The sequence below is a fragment of the Nonomuraea sp. NPDC049158 genome, assembly GCF_040648335.1.
Classification (GTDB): domain Bacteria; phylum Actinomycetota; class Actinomycetes; order Streptosporangiales; family Streptosporangiaceae; genus Nonomuraea.
Genome location: NZ_JBEZDM010000001.1, coordinates 383,630 through 399,041 on the forward strand (window position 1 = coordinate 383,630; position 15,412 = coordinate 399,041).

At 70.9% G+C, this 15,412-nt stretch carries 16 protein-coding genes; 5 read left to right on the plus strand and 11 right to left on the minus strand.

Going from position 1 to position 15,412, the window contains the following annotated elements; all coding sequences use genetic code 11:
• Positions 1-59 precede the first annotated feature (59 nt).
• The gene (gene eccCa, locus AB0B61_RS01595) at positions 60-4,058 is read left to right on the plus strand and encodes a type VII secretion protein EccCa (protein WP_358426274.1); all 3,999 of its coding nucleotides are present in this window, start codon (positions 60-62) and stop codon (positions 4,056-4,058) included.
• Positions 4,059-4,124: 66 nt separating this feature from the next.
• Here the strand turns inward: eccCa and AB0B61_RS01600 are convergent, their stop codons facing one another.
• Positions 4,125-4,259, minus strand: coding sequence for a hypothetical protein (locus tag AB0B61_RS01600; protein WP_358426277.1), 135 nt, complete (start codon positions 4,257-4,259; stop codon positions 4,125-4,127).
• A gap of 56 nt (positions 4,260-4,315) precedes the next feature.
• Positions 4,316-4,882, minus strand: a complete 567-nt coding sequence (locus AB0B61_RS01605; RefSeq protein WP_358426280.1) for a cyclophilin-like fold protein — start codon at positions 4,880-4,882, stop codon at positions 4,316-4,318.
• A 102-nt stretch (positions 4,883-4,984) separates the two neighbouring features.
• Between AB0B61_RS01605 and AB0B61_RS01610 the strand changes: the two genes are divergently transcribed.
• Positions 4,985-5,872, plus strand: coding sequence for a helix-turn-helix domain-containing protein (locus tag AB0B61_RS01610; RefSeq protein WP_358426283.1), 888 nt, complete (start codon positions 4,985-4,987; stop codon positions 5,870-5,872).
• On the opposite strand, the gene AB0B61_RS01615 is transcribed toward AB0B61_RS01610, so the two are convergent.
• From AB0B61_RS01615 to mycP, 9 genes are all read right to left on the minus strand, one after another.
• On the minus strand, positions 5,799-6,188 hold the full coding sequence (locus AB0B61_RS01615; protein ID WP_358426286.1) for a sigma factor: 390 nt from the start codon (positions 6,186-6,188) through the stop codon (positions 5,799-5,801). The two genes, AB0B61_RS01610 and AB0B61_RS01615, sit on opposite strands and share 74 nt — an antisense overlap.
• A 127-nt stretch (positions 6,189-6,315) precedes the next feature.
• The gene (locus tag AB0B61_RS01620) at positions 6,316-6,747 is read right to left on the minus strand and encodes a hypothetical protein (protein ID WP_358426289.1); all 432 of its coding nucleotides are present in this window, start codon (positions 6,745-6,747) and stop codon (positions 6,316-6,318) included.
• The gene (locus tag AB0B61_RS01625; RefSeq protein WP_358426292.1) at positions 6,747-7,481 is read right to left on the minus strand and encodes a hypothetical protein; all 735 of its coding nucleotides are present in this window, start codon (positions 7,479-7,481) and stop codon (positions 6,747-6,749) included. Before AB0B61_RS01625 ends, AB0B61_RS01620 begins: the two co-directional genes overlap by 1 nt.
• Positions 7,482-7,547: 66 nt before the next feature.
• Positions 7,548-7,874, minus strand: a complete 327-nt coding sequence (locus tag AB0B61_RS01630) for a hypothetical protein (protein ID WP_358426295.1) — start codon at positions 7,872-7,874, stop codon at positions 7,548-7,550.
• Positions 7,875-7,877: 3 nt separating this feature from the next.
• Positions 7,878-9,230, minus strand: coding sequence for a hypothetical protein (locus tag AB0B61_RS01635; protein ID WP_358426298.1), 1,353 nt, complete (start codon positions 9,228-9,230; stop codon positions 7,878-7,880).
• A 7-nt stretch (positions 9,231-9,237) separates the two neighbouring features.
• Positions 9,238-9,609 (minus strand): hypothetical protein, encoded by a 372-nt coding sequence (locus tag AB0B61_RS01640; protein WP_358426301.1) that lies wholly within the window; start codon positions 9,607-9,609, stop codon positions 9,238-9,240.
• 8 nt (positions 9,610-9,617) lie between these two features.
• Positions 9,618-9,917: a WXG100 family type VII secretion target gene (locus tag AB0B61_RS01645; protein WP_358426304.1), complete on the minus strand. Its 300-nt coding sequence runs from the start codon at positions 9,915-9,917 to the stop codon at positions 9,618-9,620.
• 28 nt (positions 9,918-9,945) lie between these two features.
• Positions 9,946-10,272, minus strand: a complete 327-nt coding sequence (locus AB0B61_RS01650; RefSeq protein ID WP_358426307.1) for a WXG100 family type VII secretion target — start codon at positions 10,270-10,272, stop codon at positions 9,946-9,948.
• A 96-nt stretch (positions 10,273-10,368) separates the two neighbouring features.
• On the minus strand, positions 10,369-11,532 hold the full coding sequence (gene mycP, locus AB0B61_RS01655) for a type VII secretion-associated serine protease mycosin (RefSeq protein ID WP_358426310.1): 1,164 nt from the start codon (positions 11,530-11,532) through the stop codon (positions 10,369-10,371).
• Positions 11,533-11,659: 127 nt separating this feature from the next.
• Here mycP and AB0B61_RS01660 point away from each other — a divergent pair, with 127 nt between their 5' ends.
• The 3 genes from AB0B61_RS01660 to AB0B61_RS01670 all read left to right on the plus strand — a co-directional run bounded on the left by AB0B61_RS01660 (position 11,660) and on the right by AB0B61_RS01670 (position 15,412).
• Positions 11,660-12,283 (plus strand): hypothetical protein, encoded by a 624-nt coding sequence (locus AB0B61_RS01660; protein WP_358426313.1) that lies wholly within the window; start codon positions 11,660-11,662, stop codon positions 12,281-12,283.
• Positions 12,280-13,497: a hypothetical protein gene (locus AB0B61_RS01665; RefSeq protein ID WP_358426316.1), complete on the plus strand. Its 1,218-nt coding sequence runs from the start codon at positions 12,280-12,282 to the stop codon at positions 13,495-13,497. The genes AB0B61_RS01660 and AB0B61_RS01665 overlap by 4 nt, the downstream gene beginning before the upstream one ends.
• Positions 13,498-13,585: 88 nt before the next feature.
• Positions 13,586-15,412 carry a protein kinase gene (locus AB0B61_RS01670; protein ID WP_358426319.1) on the plus strand — a complete coding sequence of 609 codons (1,827 nt, stop codon included), beginning with the start codon at positions 13,586-13,588 and terminating at the stop codon, positions 15,410-15,412.

Here is a 15,412-nt window from a genome sequence, read left to right on the forward strand (position 1 = left end):
GTGGTCTGACGGGCTTTCATGAGGGTTGTTTGGTGGCGTGTTCGGTGAGGTGCGGTGCGGTGAGCGGCAACACATGGGTGGTCCGTCGGCCCGACCGGCGCAGGCCGCCGGAGCAGCCGAGCGGTGAGGTACTTCTTGAGCCGCCACCCGAGATCCCCGAGACGGTCACGGGCGGTGGCCTGACCCAGATACTGACCTACCTGCCGATGATCGCCGGGGCGGGCGCGATGGCGCTCATGTTCACCGGCGGCGGCACGGGAAACCCGATCATGATGGTCTCCAGCGGTCTGTTCGCCGTCTCGATGGTGGGCATGACGATGGGCCAGATGCTCAGGAACACCGGCGAGCGCAAGAACCGCATCAACGGCCAGCGCCGCGACTACTACCGCTACCTGGAGCAGGTGCGCAAGCGCGTACGCAAGGCCGCCGAGCAGCAGCGCAAGGCGATGACCTGGAACCATCCCGACCCCGTCACGCTGTGGTCGCTGGTCATGACCTCGCGGCTGTGGGAGCGGCGCCCCCGCGACGACGACTTCGGCCAGCTGCGGATCGCCACCTCCGCGCAGCGCCTCGCGCTGCCGCTCATCCCGCCGGAGAGCAGGCCGATCGAGGACCTCGACCCGATGTCCGCCGGGGCGCTGCGCCGCTTTGTCCGCACGCACGCCACGGTCCCCGGCCTGCCGGTCGCGCTGGCGCTGCACTCCTTCGCCCGGATCACGCTCGCGGGCGAGCCCGAGGCCGTCCGTGGCCTGGTTCGCGCCGCGCTGGCCCAGGCGGTGGCCCTGCACTCGCCCGAGGACCTGCGGGTCTCGGTGTGCACCGGGCCCGAGCACGCGGCCGAGTGGGAATGGGTCAAGTGGCTGCCGCACGCCTTCCATCCCGAGGAGGAGGACGGGGCGGGCCCGGTCAGGCTCGTCACCAGGGACCTCGGAGAGCTCGACGACCTGCTCGGGTTCGAGCTGAAGGACCGGCCGAGGTTCAGCAGGGGCCTGTCGCAGGACGTACTGCCGTACCACGTGGTGATCCTGGACGGCGGCCGGGTGCCCGCGGGCAGCCAGCTCGGGAGCGACGCCATCGAGGGCGTGACCGTGATCGACCTCAGCGGGTCGGCGGGACAGGCGCCCGCGCAGCTCTCGCTGAATCTCGACGTCACGGCCGACGAGGTGGTCCGGGTCGTCGAGGACGACATGGGCAAGCAGGTCAGGACCACGCTCGGCCGGCCCGACGCCCTGGGCCTGCCGGCGTTCGCCGCGCTGGCCAGGCAGCTCGCGCCCATGCGGGGCGGCGCGGCCGGCGGGGCCGAGGAGGAGGGCGACGCGTTCGCCACCAACACCACGCTCACCGACCTGCTCCGCATCGGCGACGCCCGCCGCATATCCGCCGCCGTGACCTGGCAGGCGCGACCGGTCAGGAACCGGCTGCGGGTGCCGCTCGGCCTGGGCGCCGACGGCCGGCCCGTCGAGCTCGACATCAAGGAGGCGGCGCAGGGCGGCATGGGCCCGCACGGGCTCGTGGTCGGCGCGACCGGCTCCGGCAAGAGCGAGCTGCTGCGCACGCTGGTGCTCGCGCTGGCGATCACCCACTCCTCCGAGGTGCTGAACTTCGTCCTGGTCGACTTCAAGGGCGGCGCCACGTTCCTGGGCCTGGACACGCTGCCGCACGTCTCGGCCGTCATCACCAACCTGGAGGACGAGCTCCCGCTGGTCGATCGCATGCACGACGCGCTGCACGGCGAGCTGGTACGCCGCCAGGAGCTGCTGCGCTCGGCCGGCAACTACGCCTCGGTACGCGACTACGAGCAGGCCCGCGAGCAGGGCACCCGGCTGAGCCCGCTGCCGACGCTGTTCATCGTGCTGGATGAGTTCAGCGAGCTGCTGTCGGCCAAGCCGGAGTTCATCGAGCTGTTCGTGATGATCGGCCGGCTCGGCCGCTCGCTCGGCGTGCACCTGCTGCTGGCCTCCCAGCGACTGGAGTCGGGGCGGCTGCGCGGGCTGGACACGCACCTGTCGTACCGGATCGGGCTGCGGACGTTCTCGGCGGCCGAGAGCCGGGCGGTGCTGGGCGTCGCCGACGCGTACTCGCTGCCGCCCGAGCCGGGCAACGCCTACCTGATGTTCGAGACGACCGGGATGACCAGGTTCAAGGCCGCCTACGTGTCCGGCCCCTACCAGGTGGCGCAGCGGGAGAACCGCGCGGCCGCCGCCCGGCCAGGCCACCAGGGCAAGATCGTCTGGTACGGCACCGAGCGGGTGCCGCTGCCGCCCCCGCCCGCCGTCGAGCCCGAGCCCGTCGCCGAGGACCGGGAGCAGCAGGACAGCCTGCTCAATATCGTCGTCGACCGCCTCAACGGGCAGGGTCCTGCCGCCCATCGGATCTGGCTGCCCCCGCTCAAGGAGCCGGCCTCGCTCGACCGGCTGCTGCCGCCGGTCCAGGCGACCGCGTCGCACGGACTCACCGCCGCCGGCACCGGCCAGAACCGCCCCGGCCGCTTGCACGCCGTGGTGGGCATCGTGGACAGCCCCTTCGACCAGCGGCGCGACCCGTACTGGCTGGATCTGTCGGGCGCCGCGGGCAACGCCGCGATCATCGGATCGCCGCAGACGGGCAAGAGCACCCTGCTCCGTACGCTGATCGCCTCGTTCGCGGTCACCCACACGCCCAAGGAGGTGCAGTTCTACTGCCTCGACTTCGGCGGCGGCACGCTGTCGGCGCTGGCCGGGCTGCCGCACGTCGGCGGCGTGGCGACCAGGCTGGACACCAACCGGGTCAGGCGGACGGTGGCGGAGATGACGGCGCTGCTGGCGCGCAGGGAGCGGCTGTTCGTGGAGCGGGGCATCGACTCGGTCGCCACCTACCGCCGTCTCGTGGCCGCGGGCGAGTACGAGGGCGACGGCTGGGGCGACGTCTTCCTGGTCGTGGACGGCTGGGCCACGATGCGCCAGGAGTTCGAGTCGCTGGAGGCGCCGCTGAGCGAGCTGGTCTCCCGGGGGCTCGGCTTCGGCATCCACGTCGTCGGCACGGCCAACAAGTGGTCGGAGTTCCGGTCCAACGTACGCGACATGTTCTCCACCAGGCTGGAGCTCAGGCTGGGTGACTCCTTCGAGTCGGAGATCGACCGGAAGGCCGCCGCCAACGTGCCCGAGGGCGCGCCGGGCCGCGGCCTGACCCGCGAGGCGCTGCACTTCCTCGCCGCGCTGCCCCGCGTGGACGGCAAGGCCACCGTGGACGACCTGGCCGAAGGGGTCGCCGCGCTGGTGGCGGAGGCGGCGAACGCCTGGCACGAGCCACCGGCGCCACCCGTACGGCTGCTGCCCGACCTGTTCCCCGTCCACACGCTGCCCGGACCGGACGAGAGCGGCCCGCGCATCCCGATCGGCATCGACGAGGCCGCCCTGGCGCCCGTCTCGCTCGACTTCGACGCCGACGCGCACTTCGTCGTCTTCGGCGACACCGAGAGCGGCAAGACCAACCTGCTGCGCGTCGTCGCCGAGGGCATCGTCGACAGGTTCACGCCGCTGGAGGCGCGGATCGTCATCATCGACTACCGGCGCTCACTGCTCGACACGGCCGACAACGAGCACCGGATCGGCTACGCCGCCTCCAGCACCGCCGCGGCCACCGTGCTCAAGGGCATCCACGAGGTCATGCAGACCCGGCTCCCGCCGCCCGACCTCACCTCCGAGCAACTGCGCACCAGGAGCTGGTGGACCGGCCAGGACCTGTACGTGATCGTGGACGACTACGACCTGGTGGCCACGTCCGCCAATCCGCTGGCCGTACTCGGGGACCTGCTGCCGCAGGCCCGCGACATCGGGCTGCACCTGATCCTGGGGCGGGCCATGGGCGGCGCGGGGCGCAGCCTGCTCGACCCGGTCGTGCGGCGGCTGAAGGAGATGAACACCCCGGCCGTGTTGCTGTCGGGGCCTCGGGACGAGGGGGCGCTGTTCGGTAACGTGCGGCCGCAGCAGCTTCCGCCGGGGCGGGGGTTCTATGTGGATCGGCGTTCGGGGGCGCGGCTCATCCAGACGGCCTATCTGACGCCGCCGGAAGCGGGCTAGAAAGATCACCGTCTTCTGGGGAATGCCAGCTCGACAACCCCAGATAACCACAGGGGCCGGGTCAGCTCATGGCGTCGAGGGCTTCCCGGCACCGGCGAGCAGTTTCTCGTCATCGACAGCCGGGATGCCCCCTTCGGTGAGGTCCGGCGTCGAATCCTCGATGTGGACCTCGCCGGGGGCGGTCATGACGGCAACGCGCATGAGGACAGCTCTCCCGATCAGGAAACCGTCGGGGTAGTCGTGATCAGGCGGGCAGGTCAGGAGCGGGTTTCGCCGACACGGTCGATCCGGACCGTGACCTGGCGGCCGGTGTGGGCGATCACGTCCAGGGCGGTGTCGATGACGCCAAGGCGGATCAAACCGGGCGATGGGACGCTTTGGCCCAGGTCGTCGTAGTAGACAGCCAGTGCCGCCGTGGCAGGCCAGTAGTAGATGCCGCCGGGGATCGGCTTCACCGTCCGTACGGCGCCCTCGACCGGAATCGGGTGCGGTAACCGTCCGGACTTCGCCTGCCCCCAGGTGTCGCTCAGTTCCAGGGTCAATGGCAGTCTCGCCGCCAGTTCCCGCGACGCCGGCGTGTCGGCCAGGGTCGCGGCGACAGCATGAGGGCCGAACCACAACACCACAGGCAAGCCCGGAGTGACGTTCGAAGTGACCGGCGGCGAGGAGGAAGCCGGGACGGCAACGACAGTGCCGGTGGTGCCGGTAGTGCCGGTCCCGATCGAGCAGCCGGTCACAGCGGTCACCACGACAGCAGCCGCGGCGGCAGCCACGGCCGTACCGGCCGCACGGCGGCGCATCCACCAGGTGAAGGTCGCGGTCATGTATCCAGCACACCCGCGCCATGCGAGGCGAGGAAGTCACTGACGATGGGTGTACTCCCAGTGCATCCCACTTCTCCGGCCGCGCGTCGTATCGTCGGTCTCGTGGACAACCGAGTCGAAGTGCGCGAGTTCCTCACCTCACGCCGCGCCAAGATCACCCCCGAGCGGGCCGGGCTGCCCACCGCCGGGCAGCGCCGTGTCCCCGGGCTACGGCGCAGCGAGGTCGCCACGCTGGCCGGAATGAGCGTGGAGTACTACGCGAAACTCGAACGCGGCTCACTCGCCGGGGTTTCCGCCGGAGTGCTCGACGCGATCGCCCGCGCCCTGCACCTCGACGACGCCGAACGGGCCCACCTGCTGCGCCTGGCCCACGAGGCCGACGGCAGCAACGCCGTCCTGCGGCCCCGCCGTCGGCCGAAGCAATGGACGGTCCGGCCGGGCCTGCAACGGACCCTCGACACGATCACCTGCCCCGCGGGCGTCGGCAATGACCGCTTGGATCTGCTGGCCACCAACCACCTCGGTCGTGCGTTGTTCTGCGACGTCTACAGCGACCCGACCAGCCCGCCGAACTTCGCCCGGTTCACCTTCCTCGACAGTGCGGCCCGCCGCTTCTACCCCAACTGGGAGCTGGCCGCCGACATGTGTGTCGCGAACCTGCGCACCGCAGCCGGCAAAGTCCCCCACGACAAGAGCCTGCATGACCTTGTCGGTGAGCTGTCCACCCGCAGCGACGACTTCCGCCGCCGCTGGGGCGCCCACAACGTCCGCACCCACGGCGCCGGCGTCAAACACTTCCACCACCACCTGGTCGGCGATCTCACCCTCGCCTACGAAAGCCTCGACCTGCGCGCCGAACCGGGCCTCACCATGACCTTCTACACCGCCGAACCCGACTCACCGACCGCCCACGCCCTCACCCTCCTCGCCTCATGGATGGCCACCGTGAACGCCGGCGCCTCGGCCGCCACACCGGCGGTGGCCGAGTAGATGGCCGCTCGTAGGGTCTCCTCCGCTGCTCGGGGTCGAGATCGCTGTCCAGGATCACGACCGGCTCGGGCAGGCGCGACTCCGCCGGCCGCTGCCGCCGGGAACGCAGCATGTGCAGGCATTCCCGAGCCACAACAGTGGTCAGCCAGCCGCCGAGATTGTCGATCTGGTCCGTGTCGGACCGGCAGAGCCGCAGCCAGGCGTCCTGAACCGCGTCATCGGCCTCGGCCATCGAACCCAGCATCCGGTAGGCCGCCGCCCGCAGCCGGGGCCGGTGCTGCTCGAAACGCTCGGCCAGCCACTCGGTCTCCTCCATCGGTCACATCATCCCCTCGTCAAGGCTCAAAGACATGAACCCGCGAAGGCGCCGAATGTGACAGGAGACCGGCCCAGGAGCATCGAACAAGCCACTGAACGGCCAAGAACAAGATCTTCAGGAGCTTCTAGGAGCCGTCCACGCGTCGGTGGATGCGGGCGAGCTCGGCCATCGCGTTTTCCATGGCCCTGTCGTAGGTGCCCTGCGCGTTCTGCAGGCGCAGCTCGGCCGGGTTGCCCTCCTTGGTGAGGTCCGGCGGGGCCGCGCCCCACCGCTCGGCCATGAGCGCGTTCGACTTCTGCTGCAGGTCGGCCAGTGACGCGCCGATCAGCTCCAGGATCGTGGTGGCCAGCTTGTCCGAGCCCCAGCGGAGCGCGCGCGGGTTGATGTCCAGCGCGGTGACACCCTGGGTGGAGCACTCCACCGTCACCAGCTTCTCCGCGTCCTGGGCGAACCCCTGCACGGCCAGGACCTGCTCGTACAGCTCCGCGAACCCGTCCAGGGGGCGCTGGGTGTCGGCGATCATGCGGTCGATGGCCGCTTCGTCGAAAGCCGGCATCACACTTCCTTCGTCGGATTCGGCTGGTTGCGCTGGTTCGGGTTCGGTTGGTTGCCCTTCGGGAGGGCCGTCTCGCTGAGGTCGTCGGCCGCGGCCGAATTGGCGAGCATCCCGCCGCCTATCGCCGTCGCGCCGCCGAGGAGCAGCTTCTTGACGGGCGACACCTTGGTGAACCGGCCGGCGATCTTGCCGGCCAGGCTCTCCGAGCCCCTGAGGAACGTCTGCAGCTTCAAGGCGCCCTGCCCGGCCTGCTGGTCGGCCCGGCGGCCGAACATCGTCGCCGCCACCTCCGCGGCGGGCCGGACATACGGGTTGATCCGCCCGAGCTGGTAGATCGTCCCCGCCAGGAGGATGGCGGCGCCCACGTCGAACATCAGGTTCCCGGCGAAGTCGAGAACGTCGGCCGAGGTGCGCATGGAGTCCGCCGTGGCCTGCGGCAGGTCCGCCTTGTCGGCGACCTCGTCGCTGTGCGTGTCGACCGTCTGCTGGAACAGCTCGGCGCTCGTCGCCATCCAGTGCACGTCCTTGACGGACTCCTGGACCAGCTGGGGGTGCTCGCGTAGTCCCGCCGACAGCTCCTCCCACTGTTGCGCGGCTCGTCGCAGCTCGGGGGTGTCGGCGGCGGTGAGGGCGATGATCAGTCCGGCGTACTTCGCGCGACCACCGCCCAGGAGTGCCGAGCCCAGCTGGGCCATGCCCGCGCCGGCGATGACCGACTGCGGTTGTGTCGGCATGTGTCCTCGCTCTCAGACTTGCTCTCGGACGGTGGCTCTCGGATGGTGGCTCTCGGACGGTGACTCTCAGACGGCCGTGGCGCGGGTGGCCGCGCCGTCGCCCTGGACGGCGGTGTTGGCCGTGTCGAACGCCTTCGACTCCATCTCGGCCAGCTCGTGCCTGGTCGCCGACACGTACTGGTGGGCAGCCAGCTTGACCTGGTCGAGCGCGTCCGCCAGCGACGAGCCGAAGAAGCCGAACAGGCCGTACGCGCCGGAATGCACGTTGAGCCCCGCGACGACGCGGGTCATGTCGTTGAGGCGCTGCATGGGCCTGCCGGCGATGTTGCGGCCGACCTCACGGACGGAGTCGGCGTTCATCTCCATGCGTTTGAGGTCGCTGTCGGATGTCATGGGTCAGTCCACCACCGGTTGGCCGGGATCGTACGCGGGACGGAACAGGCCCGGCTCATCAGGGGGCGGCGGGGCCGTCCGGTGCGCGACCGGCGCACCCTCGTACCCGGCCGGGCCGCCGCCCATCGGCATGAACGGCATGCCACCGGTACCGGCGGCCGCCCCTGTGGGGCCGCCGGACGATGCGGGATTCGTGGCGGGCCATGTCCCGTCCACGACCGGTACGACGCCGGGTCGTACGGACGGGCCGGTCTCGCGCGGGAGGCCACCGAGCGGGCTGCGGGCCTGGTCGGCGATGAGGCTCTCGTAGCTCTGATCAAGGACGGAGTGCATGGGGCTGGACCGGTACGGGTCGCCGGTCCGCTCGGAGTCGGTCCGCGGGTTGTCGGTACGCGTGGAGTCGGTACGCGTGGAGTCGGTACGCGTGGAGTCGGTACGCGTGGGGCCGGTACGCGGGTCACCGGTCCGCGTGGGGTCGGTCCGTGCGGCGTCGGGCCGGGTGCCGGTCCGGGAGCGTGTCGGCTCGGACGTGGTCGGCTGGGTTCCGGTCGTCGGCGGGTACCCGGTGAGCTGGGCCACGGAGGGCGTTCCGCTCGTTGACGTGATCAGCCCGGGGACCTGGCCCGGCGTGGTCCCGAGGGTCGGGGGAGTGGCGGTTCCAGGGACCGCCGCGGCGAGCGGCGTGGCGGGCGATGCTGCCGAAATCGGAGACGCCGCCGGATCCACACTGGCCAGCCGGGAGACCGGATGCGTGGACTCCAAGTCGATCCCGCCACCGGTCGGCGTGCTGTCGCGCACAACCGGAGGCAGGTACGGCGCCCTGGAGGCCAGATCGGCGTCCCACGGCAGCCGCGCGGGAAGGGTCCCGTGCGCGTCCGCCAGGCGGCCGTTCAGATCCGCGAGGAAGCGCCGGGCGTCGGCGTCGGGGTCGTTGCTCAGCTCCCGGGAGATGTACGAGCCGGTGTCCACCGTGGCGTACTGCTCCTGGGTGGCCTGCTCGAACTGCTCCTTCGCCGTGGCCAGCGCACGACTGGCCTGCTGGACGGATGACGGGATGTCGTCGATCTGACTCCGCAGCGTGCCGAGATACGACTGCACCCGCGCCATCCGCCCGAGCATGGCCCGCGCCGACTCGCCGCCCCAGTTTCCATCGGCGACGAGACGTGAGGCGTATTGGGACAACTCCTTGATCGTCTGGTCAAGGAGTGTGCCGGCCGATCGGTAGGCGTCCGCGACACCACCGAACTCCTCCGGCCGGGTGCTCATGATCAACCGCCGGATCGAGTCGCGCCCGCCGTAGCTCTCGGGAGCGCCCGCCGGCAGCGCGCCTTCCTTGATCGGCTTCGGTTCTCCCACGCGGCCTCTATCCGGCGGATCCGGTACGGCGAGCGGTCTCGCCGGCCCGCTGGTCGGCGTCCCTGACGGTGTTCGCGGTGGCGACCAGGTCCTCGACGACCCTGCTGACCAACTCGGTCACGAACCCCATCGTGTCCACCGTGGCCACGCGCGCCCGTTGCATGGTCTCGGCGTACCCTCGTGCCACATCCCAGTCGCCGACGGCCGTGAACGACAGGTCGGGCACCCGGTGCCCGGCCGACTCGAGCCGGGGCAGCAGATCCCTCGACATGGCCCCCGCGACGTCCAGCAGCGCGTCCGGCCGGCACATCGCCTGGTCACCGGCCGTCGCCGGGTCGATGACCAGCTCGGCGGGTATCCCGTTGTCGCCTTCAGCCATCGTCCGGCTCAGGTGCCCCAGCGCCGGACGTTCGCCTGCTCGGCGTCGCGCATGATCTCGGTCGCGTCGTGCAGGGCCGGGCCGAAGCGCTGCATGGTGTCACCCATCGTCACCACGGCCTCGTTCCACTGGCGCTTGGCCTCCAGGTAGACGCCCTTCGCGGAGCCGTCCCAGGTCTCCAGGACCTTCAGGTCGTTCTCGAGGTCGGTCAGCTCGCCGACGAGGTTGGCGTAGGCCCGGCCGAGTTCGGCCGCGATCTCTTCCATCTCGTCGAAATCGGCGAGGATGATGTCTCCGCCACCTGTCATTGGGATCCTTCCCTGACGTCGATCCCGCTCATTGGACGGCACCGCCGTTGAGCGCGGCCATGAGGTTCTTCGTGACGGCCTGGGTGGAGGTGCTGGCCTCCTCGTACTCGATCCCTGAGCCCTTGAGGTTCTCGGCGATCTGGTGGAGAGCGTCGATGACCTTCTTGAACTGCGGGTTCCACTCGTTGAGAACCTGCGTGTAGACGGTCGCCGACTCGCCCTTCCACGAGCCGCCGAGCTGCTCGGGGATCTGGAGCAGTCTGTTGTGGATCTGCGTGATGTGCTCGTGCGCGGTCAGCGCGCGAGCGGCCGCGTCGTGCTGACTGCCCTGCTGATAAGTGGTCGGCTGCGCCACGGTTCACCTCCCGGTATCGAACATGGGACAACGCGAGCACCATAAGCCGGTGCGCCGGAGGGCCGACCTGACTTCAACATTCCTGGAAATGTTGGATCACCCGGCGCGCCAGCCCCGCCGCCTGGCCCTGGGCAGCATGATCGCGACGAAGACCACCAGCCCGGTCACCGCGAGCGTGCCTCCCGCAATGCCCACGGCCAGCCCGCGCGTACGCGGGTCTGGGGCGGTGGCCTTGGCCACGACGATCGGCGCTCCGCCGCCCGCCTTCTCCTCCGCGTCGGGGAGTACGGCGGTGACCGCGAGCAGCGGGTTGACCAGGCCCGCGCCGGTCCCGGTGGCGCCGCCGCCCTCGGCCGTCAGCTCCACCCGGCGCTTGACCTGCCACAGGTCGAGCTCCGGATGCCTGGCCCTGACCAGCGCCACGACCCCCGACACGTACGGCGCGGCGAAACTGGTGCCGTCCAGGTCCGTACGGTAGCCGCCGCCCGTCCACGTGCTGGTGATCCCGGCGCCGGGGGCGGTGACGGAGACCCTGGTGGTTCCGTTGGAGAACGCCGACTTCGTGCCGTCGGGGGAGGCCGCGCCCACCGCGATCACGCCGGGGTAGTCGGCCGGGTAGGAGGGCGTCACCTCGCCGTCCTCACGCTTGACGTTGCCGGCCGCCGCGACGATCACCACGTCCCTGCTCTGCGCGTACGCGACGGCCGACTTGAGTTCCGGCTGGTCGTGCGCCTCCACGGACACGTTGATGACCTTCGCGCCGAGTTCGGCGGCCCGCCTGATGCCCCGGGCCAGCAGGGACACCTCGCCGTCCGGCGTCTCGGTCTGCTTGATCGACAGGATCCGCGCGCCCGGCGCGACACCGAGGAACGGTACGCCGCGCGAGGTGAGGTCGCGGCCCGCGATGATGCCCGCCACGGCCGTACCGTGGCCCACGCAGTCCCGCTGGTCCGTGCCGGTCAGGTCCTCGGAGGTCGTGATCGCCCCGGCGAGTTGCGGATGCCGCGCGTCCACGCCGCTGTCGACCACGGCGACCGTGACGCCTTCGCCCCGGGTCAGCCGCCACACCCGCTGGAAGCGCAGCCGCTCCTGCGGCCAGGGTTTGCCGCTGACGTCCTGCACCCCGGCCTCGGGGTTGCACTGCGGAGCGGCGGCCTCCGCCCACGGGGAGGTAGCGGCGCCGGCCGCTCGTGCGGAGGTGATGGGCGTGATGGCGAGCAGCAGGGCGAGGGCGGTGGTGCCGGCCCAGGAAATGGCCATGTAATGGGATTTTGCCGGTCTTGAGCGGCAAGCCGGATTCCGTTCCAAATTCTTTGAAGTGAAGCCCCGGTACGCCCGGCACGGGATACAGAGGGGAGGGGCGCAGACCGATATCCGGGAGAGATTCATGCCGACACCTGACGACGGCGGCGAGCGGGACGACACCAGGGACGGCCTCGGCCTCCCGAGAGACCAGCGCACTGGCGTCGAGTCGGGCGAGGACGGGCGCGTCTACGACGTACAGCTGGACCCGCGCAACACCGAGGAAGAGTACACCGACTACCTGCAGACTTACGGGCACGGAGGGTACCCGCAGACCGCCCGGCCACGGGTCTCCGAGACGACGCGCGATGACTTGCTGACCAAGTACCACGTCGATCCGGGCGGGGCGAAGAAGGAGATGTTCATCAAGATCGCCGACTTCGTGGACCCGGAGACCGGCAAGCCGCGTCCCGACTCGCCCGTCGAGAAGCTCCGCGCCGACCTCGACCGGCTCAGGGGGCTGGGCGGTACGCCGAGCCTGGAGGTTCTCGTCACCCGCTCCACGCTGACCGAGCGCGACCTGGGTACCTGGCAGGCGGCCACCGACCTGAGGCTCACCACCGACAAGGCGCAGACCAGTCTGAAGAGCGCTGTCACCCAGCTCTGCTCGGTCTACGAGGCCATCCTGGAGACGCTCGACCAGACCGTGAAGGCGGCCATGGACGCCGACCAGGCCGTGGCCCAAGGCCTGCGCGGGACGGCGACATGACCGGTTACACCCTGTACCAGCTCAAGGACGGTACCCGTCCGCTGCCCGATGACATCGCCACGAGCAAGGGTGACAGCGAGAACAGCCAGGGCATCGTCGACCTCATCCGTAACCACACCGACCCGCGGAAGATCGAGGACGCCGGCCACAACTACGCGACCCTGGCCGCGAGCTGCGAGGAGTCGATGCGGAACCTCCAGGCGGAGGCGCAGCGCATCGCCGCCTCCCTCGGCGGCGAGCCGCTGGAGGGCGTCTTCAAGAAGATCGGCGAGCTCCAGAAGGATCTCGCTGCGGTGAACTACAGCGCTCAGACGGTCGCGAACCCGCTCATCTGGTACGGCCGTGATGTGCTGCCCTTCTTCCGGGACAACGTCCCCCAGGTTGGCAGCGCGGGCTGGGACGACGATCTGCGTGACAGCGTGTTCGGCACCGACGGCAACGCTCACGCCCTGGCCCGCCACCACCTGCGACAGCTCAACAGGTTCATGGGAGTGGTCTACGACCGGATCGCCCCGGAACTGGAGCAGCGCGCGGCTCCGCCCCCCGGCGCGGGTGTCACTCCCGTGGAACTGCCGAAGATGGACGGCCTGGGCGGCAACGGCCGACTCGGTGGTGGCGGTGTCTCCGATCCGTACACGGGCCTCGGCAGCCCGTACTCCAGCCTGTCCGGCCTGACCGACCCCACGTCGCCCGGTGTCGGGGACCCGGCCGGCCTGACCGACCCGAACCAGCGCCCGACCGATCCCAGCACGAAACTCCCGGACCCCAACGGCGCCCAGAACCCGAACCTCCCCGGCCTCGACCAGGCTGCTGTGAAGACCCCCGACCTGCAGAGTCCCCAGACCCCGGACCTGAAGAATCCCGGCGACCTCAAGACCCCGAGCCTGCCCGACACCAAGGCGAACCTGGCCGGCTTCCCGGACACCATGTCGCCCGACCTGGCCCACAGGGTGAACACGGGCGTACCCTCCACCGGCCCGCTCACCCCCTCGGGGACCGGCACCGCCACGACGGCCGCGCAGGGCGCGGGCGGCCTGACGGCCGGCGGGGCCGCGCGCGGTGGGACCGGGGGCATGCCGATGGGCATGTACCCGCCGGGCATGGGAGGTGGCGGCCAAGGTCAGGAGCAGGACCGCGAGCGGACCCGGTTCCCGATGATCGAGGACGAGGCGTTCGAGACCGATGACCTGGGCGGTCCCGCAGTGATCGCATGACGGCGACGTGTCGGTTCCGGGAAGCGGTGATGTTCCGGGAAGTGGTGATGGAGAGGGCTGGCGGCTGCCGGCCCCGGGAAGTGAACGCGTGACGGTGACGGAGAAGGTCCGTGGTTACCGGCTTCAGGAGCGGGCCGGGCAGGACGGGCCGTGGAGCGCGTACCTCGCGACGGCCGACCGCGACGGAGCCTCGGTGCTGCTGCGGTCGCTGGCCTGCCGCCGCGTGGACAAGCGCCGGCTCAAGCCGCTGCTGCGCGGCTTCCGCTTCCCCGACGCACTCGCTGCCCATCCGAACGTGATCCCGGTACTCGACATCGGCACCACCGCCGACGGCCGCCCGTACCTGGTGACCGAGCTGCACGGAGGCTACACGCTGGCCGAGCGGCCCGGCCGGACCCTGCCGGCGCCGCCGGGCGAGGCGCTGCGCGTCGCGCGAGCGATGGCCGCCGCGCTCGTGGCCACCCACGCGGCGGGCGGGGTGCACGGCGACGTACGGCCGGAGAACGTGGTCCTGCCCGAGCACGGCGAGCCCAGACTGACCGGGTTCGGCATGAGCGGGCTGATGTCCCTGGCCGAGCTGCCCGACGGGACGTCGGTGTCCGTCCACACCCCGCCCGAGCTGCTCGAAGGCCGCTCGGCCAGTCCGGCGTCGGACGTGTACTCCCTCGGGTCGATGCTGTACGAACTGCTCGCCGGGCGGCCCGCGTTCGCCCTGGACGGCCCGGACACCTCGGCCCGGTTCGTCTTCGGCGTACTGAGCGAGGAGCCGCTGCCCCTGGCGTCCCCCGGCCTGCCGCCCGACCTCGTGTCAGCCGTCAATCAGGCGATGGCCAAGTCTCCCGAGTCCCGCCCCACGGCCGCCGACCTCGCCACCCGCTTCGCCCACGCCGCCCCACCGGGCCTCGACCAGTCGGCCCCACCCAACGTCCACCAAGCGGCCCCATCCACGTACAAACTGGTCGCTCCGCGTTCCCGCCTGGCGCCCTCGCAGACCGGGCCGGGGGACTTGCCGCCCGGCTCGCCGTCGATGCCGTCGTTCCCCTCGGCGTCACCAGCGTCGGCGTCACCAGCCTCGGCGGTGCCGTCGTCGGCGGTGGCCGCTGAGATTTCCGCTCCGCGAGCTCTCGTCTGGACCGTCGACCCCGACCGCTCGGGGTCGCTTCCCCGACCGCCCCGCCCGCTGTACCCGTCCTCCCACCAGCCGGGTACGGCGCAGCCGCAGGCACCGGCGGAGCCGAGGCGCAGGAGCAAGAAGGTCCCCCTGTTCATCGCCGGTACCTCCGGCCTGGCCGTGTTGATCGGCGCGGCCAGCGTCGCCGCCGCCATGAACGGCCGCCCGTCGACCCCACCACGGATCACCCTGGAGCCCCAGTCCGCCACGACCAGAGGCACCGACTCAGGGACCGGAGGCACAGACCCCACAACGGGAAACGCCGACCCCACGACGACCGCCAAGCCACCCGACTCGGCCGCCCGGACCCCACCTCCCAGTGCCCTGCCTTCTACCGAGCCTTCTACCGGGCCGTCCATCGCCCGTCCCGCCAAGACCCTGGACGCGGCGGCGATGAGCGCGCAGCGGCCCAAGGACCTCAGGCTGGTGACCGACAACGGCACGACCGTGACGCTGTCCTGGAAGCAGCAGCGCAAGAGCGACTTCCCCATGGTGCTTCAGCAGTCTCCCGGTGATCGCGTGCTGTCGATGGGCGGCGGCAGCACCACGTTCACGGTCGGCGGCCTGGACGCGGCCACGGGCTACTGCTTCAAGGTCGGCACGGTGGTCAGACTCGGCCAGCCGTCATCCGTCGCGTGGTCCCCGTCCCTGTGCATCCGCGGCGCGGTGGAAACCGACCCAGGCGGCCGGGACGAGCAGGTCCAGCCGCCCATCGTCCTCCCACTGGCCACCCCACCCACCTGA

Coding starts and splice junctions, on each gene's coding strand:
- AB0B61_RS01600 (WP_358426277.1), bottom strand. CDS start 4,259: ATGCGCGTTGCCGTCATGACCGCCCCCGGCGAGGTCCACATCGAGGAT.
- AB0B61_RS01605 (WP_358426280.1), bottom strand. CDS start 4,882: ATGACCGCGACCTTCACCTGGTGGATGCGCCGCCGTGCGGCCGGTACG.
- AB0B61_RS01615 (WP_358426286.1), bottom strand. CDS start 6,188: ATGGAGGAGACCGAGTGGCTGGCCGAGCGTTTCGAGCAGCACCGGCCC.
- AB0B61_RS01620 (WP_358426289.1), bottom strand. CDS start 6,747: ATGCCGGCTTTCGACGAAGCGGCCATCGACCGCATGATCGCCGACACC.
- AB0B61_RS01625 (WP_358426292.1), bottom strand. CDS start 7,481: ATGCCGACACAACCGCAGTCGGTCATCGCCGGCGCGGGCATGGCCCAG.
- AB0B61_RS01630 (WP_358426295.1), bottom strand. CDS start 7,874: ATGACATCCGACAGCGACCTCAAACGCATGGAGATGAACGCCGACTCC.
- AB0B61_RS01640 (WP_358426301.1), bottom strand. CDS start 9,609: ATGGCTGAAGGCGACAACGGGATACCCGCCGAGCTGGTCATCGACCCG.
- AB0B61_RS01645 (WP_358426304.1), bottom strand. CDS start 9,917: ATGACAGGTGGCGGAGACATCATCCTCGCCGATTTCGACGAGATGGAA.
- mycP (WP_358426310.1), bottom strand. CDS start 11,532: ATGGCCATTTCCTGGGCCGGCACCACCGCCCTCGCCCTGCTGCTCGCC.
- AB0B61_RS01660 (WP_358426313.1), top strand. CDS start 11,660: ATGCCGACACCTGACGACGGCGGCGAGCGGGACGACACCAGGGACGGC.
- AB0B61_RS01665 (WP_358426316.1), top strand. CDS start 12,280: ATGACCGGTTACACCCTGTACCAGCTCAAGGACGGTACCCGTCCGCTG.